Raw genomic sequence first — 13,349 nt, 5'->3', positions numbered from 1 at the left:
AATCAAAATTGAGACATTATTATAATATTCCTTCGTTTAAGTGTAAAAACAAAACATTACATTTGTAAAGTTTATTTACCAATACAATGCCCACTCAAACACAAGAAATTGCCGCAAAGTTAAGAAGCACCGTTACCCGCTTAACAAGAGAGTTACGCAAACAGAACGTCAGTTCAGACTTTAGCAACGCTGAGTTATTGACCATGTCGCTATTGGAACAGCACGGCAAAATGCTGTCTACAGAACTGGCCGACATGGAAAGAGTATCTAAACAAGCTATTTCTCAAATCATCAACCGCCTTTTCGATGCCAAATGTGTGGAGCGTTTTCCGAGTGAAGAAGATAAACGAAAGGTTTTTATCGGCTTAACCAAAGTTGGTGAAAAACACATTATTGCAACCAGAAAAATAAAAGAAGAATGGCTGGCACAAACTATGGAAAAAATCTTTTCTTCAGAAGAAATCAATTTGATCCAGGCTTTCCTGCCCCTGCTTTCGCGTTTGGTAGAACACAATGGCACAAGAGTATAGTTTTCTTTTTTCCTTCACCAAATAAGCTGTATCTTGCAACCTTAAAATGGCACTATATTTTACCTCAATTAATTCGGGCAGTAATGGCAATTGTTACTACATAGGTAATGATAACGAAGCGGTTTTGGTTGACATTGGCCTAACCTGTAAGGAAGTTGAAATCCGCATGAACCGTCTGGGCTTGCCTCTGAACAGGGTAAAAGCAATCTTTATCTCTCACGAGCATAGCGATCATATTAAAGGATTAGCTGTTTTTGCTAAAAAATATAAACTCCCGGTCTATATTAGTGCGCCAACCTTAAAAAGCAGCAGGCTTCTTCTGGATGCAAACAACACCTTCCCTCTTAGCCATCAACAACATGTTCAGATCGGTAGCTTAAAGATTGCTGCTTTTTCTAAATTCCACGATGCTGCTGATCCTTATAGTTTTACCATAGAATGTAACGAAGTAAGGGTTGGTGTTTTTACAGACATAGGTTCGGTATGCGATCGCTTAATTACGCATTTTAAAAATTGCCATGCCGCTTTTTTAGAAGCCAATTACGATGCACAGATGCTGGAGACTGGCAAATATCCTTATTTTCTAAAGAGAAGGATTACAAGTGGCCGTGGCCACCTCAGTAATACCCAGGCATTGGAGCTTTTCGTTAATCATAAGGCGCCATATATGAGCCATTTATTATTGAGCCATTTATCAAAAGATAATAACGACCCCGCCCTTGTTGAAAATCTTTTTAAAAATGTAGCTGGTGATACTTTTGTAAAAGTAGCTTCCAGATATGAGGAAACAGCGCTTTATTATGTTAGCAATACGCAAAATACACCTGAAGTTTACCGCTTCGACCCTGGCTTATACCAACCAGCACAACTTAACCTTTTTTAACAGCAAAAAGTCAAAAACGGTCTTTCTTTTCCATCAATTTGGTTACAATATCGCTTGTTTTCTGTTGTAAATTGCGGTTCGCCTGCTAACGCAATATTATTGAATGATAAATTTATTTTTTTTTCAAAAACTTTTTATTTAAACAGGCGTTTTATATACACTTCATAAATAGTTTGTTTGGTTTATTTGGGGCTTATGGATTTAAGCCCCATTCTTTTGTCTGAATTTTACTAAAACTTCATGTACGAATGAAACAAAAAAAGGTAAAATGGCTGTTAACCACATTACCTTTCATATTATTTACAAAGCAGAAAGAGCATCAAATTAACCTTTCCCTTTACATCCATCCACTTTACATCTCTTTACAGGTATTTGGTAAGGGCTTCGTCAGTAGGTTTCGTTTTTGAACGGAAACGGTGTACCAATTCTCCTTTTTCATTGATTAAAAATTTCTCAAAATTCCATTTGATATCGCCCTGCTCTTCGGTATTGGTCTGAGCAGTTAAATACTTAAATAAAGGACTAATATCATCGCCCTTAACACTGCTTTTTTCGGCCAGCATAAACGAAACATTATACTTTCCGGTACAAAACTCTTTAATTTCTGCATTGGTAGAAAATTCCTGACCTCCAAAATTACCCGCAGGAAAACCGATTAATACTACCTTTTTACCATATTGTTTCTGAAGTTTTTCTAAATCTTCATACTGTGGTGTAAAACCGCATTTAGATGCTGTGTTAACAATTAAGATTTTTTTACCTTTAAATTTAGAAAGCTTAATCTCCTTACCGTCAATGGTTTTAAAGCTAAAATAGTAAACATTTTTTGGCGGTGACACCAATAAGTTTAATAGGATTAGAATTGTACTGATCATCGTTCTTTTTATTTTATATACGAATATAGGTACAAATTGGTTGTCTTGATGTAATGCGGCTGTAAATTATATCATGAATGATGTAAAAGGTGGAATGGAATTAACCGAACCTTTGTATTTCAACCTGATAAAGCGAAAAGCCCGGAGTGAGGAATGACGACTTGAAGCGATAGCACAACTACCGGCCGCCACTAGAACAAAACCAAAATTTCCAAACACAATACGTTGATAAAAATCCAGTTGCTCTGCCGCTAAACCTATAGGTTTTTAAAAACCTTTACAAATCTTCGGCAAAGATTAAAACCCAGTTAAAATCGGACTGTAAACCAACATATTTGTCGCTTACTTAATAAAAAAAATGTATTAAATTCTCCTCAGGTTTGGATTTATGCTTTAATTATAGCTTTATTTGCACAAAAACGTATTTCATGGCCAAAAATTTATTGATCGTCGAGTCACCCGCAAAAGCTAAAACTATAGAAGGCTATTTAGGCAAAGATTTCCTGGTGAAATCTAGCTATGGCCATATCCGTGATTTAGTTAAGGGAGATATGGCGATTGATATTAAGAACAATTTTGCCCAAACCTACGAGGTGCCCGCCGACAAGAAAAATGTTGTCGCCGAATTAAAAAAATTAGCTAAAGAAGCCGAAATGGTATGGCTGGCATCCGATGAGGACCGCGAGGGGGAAGCCATTTCGTGGCACTTATTTGAAACTTTAGGCCTGAAAGTAGAGAAAACAAAACGTATTGTTTTCCATGAAATTACCAAACCCGCTATTTTAAAAGCAATCGACAGCCCGCGAGGAATTGATTATAACCTGGTAAATGCACAACAGGCGCGCCGTGTACTAGACCGTTTGGTGGGTTTTGAACTTTCTCCGGTGTTATGGAAAAAAGTAAAGCCATCGCTTTCTGCCGGTCGCGTACAATCAGTGGCTGTACGTTTAATTGTAGATAGAGAGCGCGAAGTTTTAAACTTTAATGCAGCTGCTGCCTACAAAATCACGGCTCAGTTTTCTACCGGCAAGGGAAAAGAATTGGTAAAGGCAGAATTGCCACAGCGTTTTGAAAGCGAAGCAGATGCCGAAAAATATCTTCAGGATTGTGTAAATGCTAAATTTGATATCACAAGTTTAGAAACCCGTCCGGCAAAGCGTAATCCCGCTGCTCCATTTACTACCTCTACCCTGCAACAGGAAGCGTCAAGAAAGTTAGGTTTTTCGGTAGCGAGAACCATGCAGGTAGCGCAAAGACTCTACGAAGCCGGTAAGATTACCTACATGAGGACCGACTCGGTAAACTTATCAGAAACAGCTGTTAATGCTGCTGCTGCCGAAATTAAATCGGCTTATGGCGAAAAATATCACCAACCCAGGGTATATAAAACCAAATCGGCAGGTGCACAAGAAGCTCACGAAGCCATCCGTCCTACTTATTTCGACAGGCATACCGTAGATGGAGATATTTCGGAGAGACGTTTGTACGAGCTGATCTGGAAACGTTCCATCGCATCGCAGATGAGCGAGGCATTATTTGAAAAAACTACCGCACAGATTACTGCATCAACCAGAAAAGAACATTTAGTTGCTGAAGGTGAAGTACTAAAGTTCGACGGCTTTTTAAAAGTTTACCTGGAATCTACGGACGATGATGAAAACGAAGAGAAAGAAGGTGGTGCCATTTTACCTCCGTTAGCAAAAGGACAGGAACTGTTTTTAAAAGAAATGCAGGCTACGGAGCGTTATTCGCGTCCTCCAGCCAGATACACAGAGGCCAGCTTGGTTAAAAAACTAGAAGAACTGGGCATTGGCCGCCCATCTACTTATGCACCAACCATTTCTACGGTTCAAAACCGTGGGTATGTGGTTAAAGAAGATAGAGATGGCAAACAACGAAAGTTTACGGCTATTGTTTTAGCAAATGGACAGGTAAAAAAGGAAATCAAATCCGAAATTACCGGTGCCGAAAAATCAAAACTGTTCCCCACCGATATTGGTGAGGTTGTAAACGACTTTCTGGTAGAACATTTTAAAGGAATCGTCGACTTTAACTTCACTGCAAAAGTGGAGAAAGAATTTGATGAGATTGCGCAGGGTTTACAAGAATGGACAAAAATGTTGCATTCTTTTTATAATCCATTTCATACGGAAGTAGAAACCACGCTCGAAAATGCAGAGCGTGCCACTGGCGAGCGCTTGTTGGGCGTAGACCCCGCATCTGGTAAAAATGTATATACTAAAGTTGGTAAATTTGGGCCATTGGTTCAGATCGGAGAATTGGATGAAGAGGAAAAACCCCGGTATGCCAGTTTAATGCGTACACAATCTGTGGCAACCATTACTTTAGATGAAGCGCTTGAACTGTTTAAACTTCCTTTCCAGCTTCCTGATTTTGAAGGCAAAGAAGTAATGGTTGGCGTTGGCCGCTTTGGCCCATATGTGAAATGGGGTGAAAGTTTTATTTCACTTCCTAAAAACGAAGAGCCTTTGTCGGTAACTTACGAAAGAGCAGTAGAAATTATCAGGGAGAAAATGGATGCAGATGCGCCTATTGCTTTTTACGAAGGTTTAGGTGTAACAAAAGGTAAAGGTCGTTTTGGCCCGTTTATTAAGTGGAACGATCTCTTTATCAATATTCCGGCGAAAGGATACGATTTCGACAACTTAACACAAGAGGATATTAATACCTTAATTGGCAAAAAAGTAGAGAAAGAGGCCAACCGATACATTAAAACCTGGGATGCCGAAAAAATTTCTATTGAAAATGGCCGTTGGGGACCATTTATCCGTTTTGGCAAATTGATGCTTAAATTAAGGAGTAATGAGGCTACCAAGCAAAAATACACACCGGAAGAGCTGGCTGATATTGACCTGGAAACCGTGAAGAAAATGATTGTAGAGCAAGTGCCAAACGCTTTCGAAACCAAAAAAAAGGCACCCGCAAAGAAAAAAGCCGCACCGGCAAAAAAGGCTGTAGCGAAGAAGAAATAAAAACAAAAATCGGCACACTGATCCGATAGCTATCGAATTGATTTTAGCATCTGATCAGAAAGACGCTGAATCAAGTTCAGCATGACGACAAATAGTTATTATGAAAGCAGATTTACCAGAAAATACAGTTGAAGATATTGCCATGGCCGTGGTACTAATGGGGGAAACACCTGAAGTAAAAAGCTGGACGGTTTATCTCGTCAATTTAAAAAACGAACCCATCACAAATGTGTTGATCAGCTCTAAAGGTTATGGTGAAAAAGATGGAAAACAGGTAAAAACTTCTGTTTTAAGGCACTTTATTGGTGATATGGAAGCAAATTCTTTTGCAGGAGTTGAAGCCATTGATCCTGAAGTATTTGGTTTAACCAACGAATATTGGTTAAGCTATTACATCGGCAGTACCATTTACGACAAAAAGTTTATTTTTCTGCCCGAAAGTATTATCGATTCCAACCTGATCAAAATACCTTTGGTTAACAAGCCTGGGGTGATGATAAAATAGTGTTGAGACTTAATCAAAATACTAAGGCTCAACAACTAAAAATATGTATTATTATTCCAGGGAAAGATATTAATATCATTGCTCCTTGATTGCTTTTCATTGCCTGCATATATTATTTGTCCGCCTCTACTACTAGTTAATTTATTCCAAAAATTAATTCCTTTGAAGTAGTCGCTATTGATTGTCTTACCGGCTTTAATTTCAATTGGCAGAAGTTTTCCTCCATCATCAACCAGCACATCAATTTCATTTCCCACATGATCTCGCCAAAAGAAAATATTGTCACTTAAGCCTAAATTAAATCTGCATTTTAGCATTTCGACAACAATCATATTTTCAAAAAGACTTCCTTTAATCGGATGGGTATCAAGTTGAGAATCATTTTGTATACCAAGAAGTGCAGCTGCTAATCCAGTATCGTAAAAATACAATTTAGGCATTTTCACCACCCGTTTATTAAAATTTTGATGATGTGGCTTTAAACGATATATAACAAAACTACTTTCTAAAATTCCAATCCACGAAGCGACAGTTTTACTATCAACCCCCACCTCAATCCCCAAGCTATTCATATTCAACAGTTGGCCAACTCGGCCGGCACATAATCTTAAAAATCTTTCGAATAAAGATAAATTAGTAATATTTTTGATTTGCCTTACATCCTTTTCTAAATAAGTTTGAATATAGTTTTGATGCCATTTGTATGAAGGGATATTTTGATCATAAATTGGCGGATACCCTCCTTTTATAAGAAACTCATTTACATCGTTTGAAATAATATTTGCTGCTTTTAGTTCAGGAATTGAAAAAGGTAAAAGTTTTATATAGGCAATTCTGCCAGCTAAACTTTGAACTATACTTTCCTGTAAAAGGAAATTGTTGGAGCCTGTAATAATAAATTTTCCGGGTGATGAAGACTCATCAAGAATTTGCTGGAGATATGAAAAAAGATTAGGTGTTCTTTGTGCCTCATCTAAAATTGCACCTGCAGGAAATTGGCTCAAGAATCCATGAGGATCATCTTCTGCAAAATAACGGGTATCTGGATTCTCTAAAGATACATACGGTTTATCAGGGAATACACTTTTAGTTAATGTAGTTTTTCCTGATTGACGAGGGCCAATTACTGCTACAGATTAAAATTGCGTACTTAATTCTAATAATTCTTTTTTTGCTAGTCTTTGAATCATTAACAAATTTACAATTTCGGAATCAAATTCCGAAATTGTAAGATATGTAATTATATTATCTTAACCGCTTGTCTGCCAAGCAACTTCCAGCCCGACTTTTCCTTACTCCAAATCAGCAGGATATATAGATTTACACTTCCCTTCACGCCTTTATCATTGGTTTGTGCCATTAACTTATGCCTGACCAGCGCTGTATTTCCCTGAATAATGGTTTTTGGATCGCCCAGCACAATATCGTCTAGAAAATCAGATTCACCAGAAAGCAGTGAATGCATAAATTCTTGTTTAGTTTGCAATTTCCCGCTGGAGTGACCATAACTCAAATTATTAAGTAACAATTTATCCAAACCTAAGCTATCTGGAGTAACCATCAAACCAATAAGTTTATTTACCGCTTCATTAACTTCTTTTTCTGCATTAGTCTTCTGCGCAAAAGAAAAAGTTGTAGAAATTAATAAACACGAAAAAATTAAGAGTTTCCTGATCATATCTGGTCATTTAAGATTGATGTTGTAAACTTATCCAAAAGCCATTACATGAGCAACATATTCGTTATAATTTTCAACATTATTCCGTTTAAGGCTGATTTTAGTTAATTTTCTCCTTAAATATTGGATTTGCGGTTAAAATACATCAATTACGGCATAGCAATTGCTCCAACCGCTGCATTATAATCTCATTTATCTTAACGAATTTCATTTATGGAACAACCATCTACCTATCAATCTTCCTCAAAAAAGAAATTTATTTTTATTGGCCTGCTTGCTGTTTCAATAGCGGCAATTGTATTTATCTATTTCAATAGAAAAAAGAAAAACTACGAAGAAAACCAGGCTTATGCAAAATATATCGAAGCTTATACCTCGGGTACCATTTCTAAAAAGAGTTTTATCCGTGTCCACCTGGCTAATGCAGCAACAGGCATGCAGGATCTGGGCAAAGCAGATACGCGCGAGCTTTTCGACTTCTCCCCTTCTATTTCGGGAAAAACCTACTGGATAGATCCTCAAACCATTGAATTCAGACCTGATGAAAACCTTAAACCAGGTAAAAACTACGAGGCCACCTTTAAACTTTCGGAAGTTTCTGCTACAGAAAAAGGTCTGGAAGATTTTGATTTCGAATTTAAAGTCATTACACCAGGCCTGATGCTCGCTCAAAACGGATTGGTTTCGCAGAACAACACTTCTCTGGATTACATGAAACTCACCGGTGAGGTAACCACTGCCGATGTGGAAGAAACCAGTAAGATAGAAAAAACACTTTCCCTGGATTTTGATCAGAAATTAAAAATCAAATGGCAGCATGACCCTGCTAAAAATAGTTCGAAATTCACCATCGACAGCATTAAAAAAACGGGTAACGATCAGAATCTAAAAATAGAATGGGACGGTGATGCCATTGACGCAGATCAAAAAGGTGAGGTAGAAATTCGGGTTCCGGCAGTAAACAAATTTGAAATCCTCGATATGAAAGCCATTCAGGGTGAAGAGGATTATGCCCTGGTACAATTTTCAGAGCCGATTGGTGTTGGCCAGGATTTAACCGGGATGATTACGCTGGGCAACCTGAGCGATGTTAGGTACACCATTGATGCCAGTCAGGTTAAAGTATACGCTCCTGAAGAACTAAAAGGTAATTATGCCTTAAGTGTAAATGCAGGGGTTGAAAATATCAACGGCAAAACACTGCCTGGTGGTAAAGTAGCCAATCTTGTTTTCGAAGATAAACTACCTGCGGTTACCATTGCAGGTGCAGGCACCATTTTACCAAACTCCGGAAAACTGGTTTTACCTTTTGAAGCGATTAATTTAAAGGCCGTTGATGTTACGGTAATCAAAATTTACGAAAATAATATCCCGCAGTTTTTTCAAACCAATAGTTATAAAGATGGTAACGAATTGCGCAGGGTGGCCAAACCCATTCTGCAAAAAACGGTACGGCTGGATGAAGATAAGGCACTTAACCTCCATAAAAAGAACCGTTTTACACTCGATCTGGATAAAATGATTCGTACAGAGCCCGGTGCGATGTACAGGGTTACCATTGCTTTCAGACAGGAATACAATGCTTACAACTGTAAAACCGGAGAAGAAAAAAACAATGGAAGTGATGAAGATGCAGCATATGGCGATTACGAAGGTTATGGTGAAAAAATTGATGAGGATGATGATTTCTGGCAGCGCTACAACAATTATTACCCGCCTCATTATAAATGGAATGATAAAGATAATCCATGTACACCTTCTTTTTATACCAATGAACGCTGGGCCAGCAGAAACTTAATGGCCTCGAATATAGGTTTGGTAGCCAAACGCGGTAATGATAACAGTATGTTGATTGTGGCAACCGATCTATTAACCGCAAAACCATTAAGTGGTGTAAACCTGGAATTAATGGATTACCAGAAGCAGATCATTTTTACGACTAAAACTGATGGTGACGGTTTTGCCAGATTTGACCTGAAACGCCAACCATTTTTATTGATTGCTAAAAATGGCTCAGAACGTGGATACCTTAAATTAGACGATGGCAGCTCACTTCCTTTAAGCAGGTTTGATGTGGGTGGTGATGTAGTTCAAAGTGGCTTAAAAGGCTTTATTTATGGAGAACGTGGCGTTTGGCGTCCCGGCGATAGCTTATTTGTATCTTTTGTGCTGGAAGATAAACTTAAAAAACTGCCGGCCAATTATCCGGTAACGATGGAAGTCTATAATCCCAAAGGTCAGCTTTACAAAAGATTGATTAACGGGAAGCCTTTAAATGGATTCTATACTTTTAAAACCGCTACCGAAAGTACCGCGCCTACCGGTAACTGGATGGCCAAGGTAAAGGCTGGTGGTGCCACATTCACCAAAACCTTAAAAATTGAAACCGTCATGCCAAACCGTTTGAAAATTGATTTCAACATTGGCAATAGAACATATTTAAGCGCTGGAACTTCAGCCGCTACCCTATCGGCCAAATGGTTGTTTGGTGCCGTTGCACAAAACTTAAAAGCAAAGGTTGATGTAAACTTAAACACTACTGAAACTAAGTTTAAAGGGTTTGAGGGTTTTAGTTTTGATAATCCTACAGTTAACTTCCAATCGCAGGTTAAAACCATTTTTGAAGGTACATTAAACCAAAACGGTACCGCACAGATTAACACCAATCTCAATGAGAATAATACCGCGCCCGGTGTATTAAGGGCAAACTTTACGACTAAAGTTTTCGAACCCGGAGGTAATTTCAGTATCGATAATTTTAGTATTCCTTATCATGTGTACAACAGTTATTTAGGCATCCGTACCGAAAAAGGCGACCGCTTAAGTGGTATGTTGGTTACCGGGAAAGAACATAAAGTGGAAATTGTTAATGTAAATACCGACGGAAAATTATTGAGTGGCACCAAAACCGTTACGGTTGAGTTATATAAAACCCAATGGCGCTGGTGGTGGGAACAGGATGATCAGTATACCTATGCTAATTTTACCCAAAACCAATACAACAAATTAGTTGAAAGTCATCAGGTAAACTTGTTTAACGGAAAAGGAAGCTGGAATTTGCGCGTTGATGAACCAGAATGGGGCCGTTATTTAATTCTGGTACGCGATGTAAGTGGCGGACATGTTACCGGAAAATCGGTTTACATCGATTGGCCAGGCTGGGCACAACGCGAACAAGGCAGCAACCCAACAGAGGCCTCCATGTTATCTTTCACGGCAAATAAAGAAAAATTCACCGTTGGAGAAGATATTACCTTAACCATACCCACAGGTAAAAATGGAAGGGCACTCATCTCCATCGAAAATGGAAGCCGCGTTTTAAAAACCTTCTGGGTGGATACCAAAGCCGGACAAACGCAATTTAAGTTCAAGGCCGAGAAAGAGATGGCTCCTAATGTTTTCGCCAACATTACTTTATTACAACCGCACGCACAAACGGTTAACGACTTACCGATTAGAATGTATGGCGCTATTCCACTTGCTATAGAAGATCCGCAAACCATATTAAAACCGACCATTAAAATGGCCGATAAAATTAAACCGGAAACCGAAAATACCATCACTGTGGGCGAGCAGAACGGCAAAGCGATGACTTATACCATTGCGCTGGTTGATGAAGGTTTGCTTGACCTAACGCGATTTAAGACACCAGATCCGCATGGTGCATTTTATGCCCGCGAAGGTTTAGGTGTTAAAACATGGGATTTATTTGACTATGTACTGGGTGCATGGGGTGGAAATTTAGAACGTATTTTAAGTATTGGCGGTGATGGAAGCATCAACAAAAACTTAAACCCCGCAAAAGCCAACCGTTTTAAAGCAGTAGTTAAATTTATGGGGCCATTTACCATTGGTAAAGGCGAAAGTAGAACACATAAGTTTAAATTGCCACAGTACATCGGCGCCGTAAGGGCTATGGTAGTTGCCGGACAGGATGCGGCATATGGCTTTGCAGAAAAATCGGTTCAGGTTAAAAAGCCGTTAATGGTTTTGGCTACGCTGCCAAGGGTAATTGGCCCTGGCGAAAGTTTCACCTTGCCTGTAACCGTTTTTGCTACAGAGAAAAATCTTAAAAATGTATCCGTGCAACTTCAGACCAGTAATTTAATTGTTCATGGCACTAATAAACAACAGCTTTATTATAAGCAAACTGGTGAACAGATGACCTATTTTGAGGTGAAAGCACCAAATACCGTAGGTATTGCCAAAGTGAAGGTAATTGCACAAAGCGGAGCAGAAAAAACAGTTTATGATGTAGAAATGGATATCAGAAATCCAAACCCCTACGTAACCAATGTGGTTTCTGCAACCGTTCAGCCACATACCAAATGGGCTGTCAATTATTTACCGATCGGAATGACAGGTACCAATTCCGGATCGCTTGAGGTATCCTCTATCCCCGCAATCAACCTTGGCAAAAGATTGAGTTACCTTATTCAATATCCACATGGCTGTATCGAGCAGACTACTTCGGGGATATTCCCACAGTTATTTTTAGATCGTTTAAGCCCGTTAAACGAACAACAGAAAGCCAAAACAGAGAAAAATATCAAAGCCGGAATAAACAGGCTCAAAGGTTTCCAAACTACTGACGGCGGTTTATCTTACTGGCCTGGAGAAGGAACAGCTGACGAGTGGGGAAGTAATTACGCCGGACATTTCTTAATTGAGGCACAAAATGCCGGGTATACGCTACCGGTTGGACTTTTAGATGAACTATTACGCTTTCAAAAATCGAAAGCCACCAACTGGGCCCCTAATAGCAATAATTTTTATGGTGGCGATTTATCGCAGGCATACCGTTTGTATATGCTGGCATTGGCTAAAAAACCAGAAATGGCGGCTATGAACCGTTTAAAAGCCTTCCAGTATTTATCTGTTGCCGCAAAATGGCGTTTGGCAGCCGCTTATAAACTGGCGGGGCAAAATGAGGTTGCTCAAAACATGATCAGAGGTTTAGATACATCCATCCAGGCCTATAAACAATTAGGTGGAACTTATGGCTCTGATGTGCGCGACGAAGCGATGATTTTAGAAACCTTAACCCTGCTTGGTCAGAAAGCAAAAGCCGCCAGTTTATTGCAGCCATTAGCGGCCAAACTAGGCGAAAACACCTGGTATAGTACACAAACAACCGCTTATAGCTTGTTGGCTATTGCTAAATTCTGTGGTTCAAATCAATCTGCCAATAAATTGCAGTACCAATATATATTAGACGGAAAATCTGCCCCTGTAAATTCAAATCAATATATCAACAGTACACCGGTAACCTTTAAAGGAAATACCGCTTCGGTTACCAACAATGGAAATAATGTACTTTTTGTCCGTTTGGTTTTAGAAGGGCAACCGGTTGCTGGTCAGAATAACTTTTTACCTAACCGTCCTGATGTTTTGGACATGAGCGTGGCCTACAAGCGTTTAAACGGAAAAATTTTAGATCCGACTACTTTAAAACAAGGAACAGATTTCTACGCAGAGGTAACGGTAAAAAATCCTGGCAGAATGGGATACTACGAACAGATGGCCTTAACACAGATTTTCCCATCAGGGTGGGAAATTATCAACACCCGGGTAAATGATAACCAAAGTATCCTGGCTTCATCTCCTTTCACCTATCAAGACATTAGGGATGACCGTGTTTTCACTTATTTTAATGTAAGAGAAGGCGAAAGTTTGGTGTACAAGGTACTCCTTAATGCTTCTTACCTGGGTAAATACTATTTATCGGCCGTTCAATGTGAAGCGATGTACAACAATGATATCTCAGCAACTGAGTCTGGTAAGTGGGTGCAGGTGGTGAAATAGAATATACACAAATAGATTATGCAAAATAATGGTCGTAGCGAAACGCTACGACCTTAATAGAATCAATTAAAAGCAGCAAC

At 39.0% G+C, this 13,349-nt stretch carries 8 protein-coding genes; 5 read left to right on the top strand and 3 right to left on the bottom strand.

Annotation, left to right across the window (positions count from 1 at the left end):
• Nucleotides 1–86: 86 nt before the first annotated feature.
• A complete protein-coding gene (locus ABEG20_RS06520; RefSeq protein ID WP_406826576.1) occupies nt 87–530 on the top strand; it encodes a MarR family winged helix-turn-helix transcriptional regulator in 444 nt (147 codons plus the stop codon).
• A gap of 46 nt (nt 531–576) precedes the next feature.
• A complete protein-coding gene (locus ABEG20_RS06515) occupies nt 577–1,413 on the top strand; it encodes an MBL fold metallo-hydrolase (protein WP_406826575.1) in 837 nt (278 codons plus the stop codon).
• 362 nt (nt 1,414–1,775) lie between these two features.
• On the opposite strand, the gene ABEG20_RS06510 is transcribed toward ABEG20_RS06515, so the two are convergent.
• Entirely contained in the window at nt 1,776–2,288 is a 513-nt protein-coding gene (locus ABEG20_RS06510; protein ID WP_406826574.1) for a glutathione peroxidase, read from the bottom strand.
• 428 nt (nt 2,289–2,716) lie between these two features.
• On the opposite strand from ABEG20_RS06510, the gene topA reads away from it, so the two are divergent.
• Complete coding sequence (gene topA, locus ABEG20_RS06505; RefSeq protein ID WP_406826573.1) at nt 2,717–5,281, top strand: type I DNA topoisomerase; 2,565 nt, start codon at nt 2,717–2,719, stop codon at nt 5,279–5,281.
• Between the two features lie 100 nt (nt 5,282–5,381).
• Entirely contained in the window at nt 5,382–5,786 is a 405-nt protein-coding gene (locus ABEG20_RS06500; RefSeq protein WP_406826572.1) for a hypothetical protein, read from the top strand.
• A 35-nt stretch (nt 5,787–5,821) separates the two neighbouring features.
• Here the strand turns inward: ABEG20_RS06500 and ABEG20_RS06495 are convergent, their stop codons facing one another.
• Entirely contained in the window at nt 5,822–6,910 is a 1,089-nt protein-coding gene (locus ABEG20_RS06495) for an ATP-binding protein (RefSeq protein ID WP_406827382.1), read from the bottom strand.
• A gap of 116 nt (nt 6,911–7,026) precedes the next feature.
• Entirely contained in the window at nt 7,027–7,464 is a 438-nt protein-coding gene (locus ABEG20_RS06490) for a nuclear transport factor 2 family protein (protein WP_406826571.1), read from the bottom strand.
• A 213-nt stretch (nt 7,465–7,677) separates the two neighbouring features.
• On the opposite strand from ABEG20_RS06490, the gene ABEG20_RS06485 reads away from it, so the two are divergent.
• Nucleotides 7,678–13,269 (top strand): alpha-2-macroglobulin family protein, encoded by a 5,592-nt coding sequence (locus tag ABEG20_RS06485; RefSeq protein ID WP_406826570.1) that lies wholly within the window; start codon nt 7,678–7,680, stop codon nt 13,267–13,269.
• The last annotated feature ends 80 nt before the right edge of the window (nt 13,270–13,349 follow it).

The organism is Pedobacter sp. KACC 23697 (assembly GCF_045348445.1).
Lineage (GTDB): Bacteria > Bacteroidota > Bacteroidia > Sphingobacteriales > Sphingobacteriaceae > Pedobacter.
Note: the sequence above shows the minus strand (reverse complement) of the source record. Positions and strands in the feature narration are given on the sequence as shown.

Coding starts and splice junctions, on each gene's coding strand:
- ABEG20_RS06520 (WP_406826576.1), top strand. CDS start 87: ATGCCCACTCAAACACAAGAAATTGCCGCAAAGTTAAGAAGCACCGTT.
- ABEG20_RS06515 (WP_406826575.1), top strand. CDS start 577: ATGGCACTATATTTTACCTCAATTAATTCGGGCAGTAATGGCAATTGT.
- ABEG20_RS06510 (WP_406826574.1), bottom strand. CDS start 2,288: ATGATCAGTACAATTCTAATCCTATTAAACTTATTGGTGTCACCGCCA.
- topA (WP_406826573.1), top strand. CDS start 2,717: ATGGCCAAAAATTTATTGATCGTCGAGTCACCCGCAAAAGCTAAAACT.
- ABEG20_RS06500 (WP_406826572.1), top strand. CDS start 5,382: ATGAAAGCAGATTTACCAGAAAATACAGTTGAAGATATTGCCATGGCC.
- ABEG20_RS06490 (WP_406826571.1), bottom strand. CDS start 7,464: ATGATCAGGAAACTCTTAATTTTTTCGTGTTTATTAATTTCTACAACT.
- ABEG20_RS06485 (WP_406826570.1), top strand. CDS start 7,678: ATGGAACAACCATCTACCTATCAATCTTCCTCAAAAAAGAAATTTATT.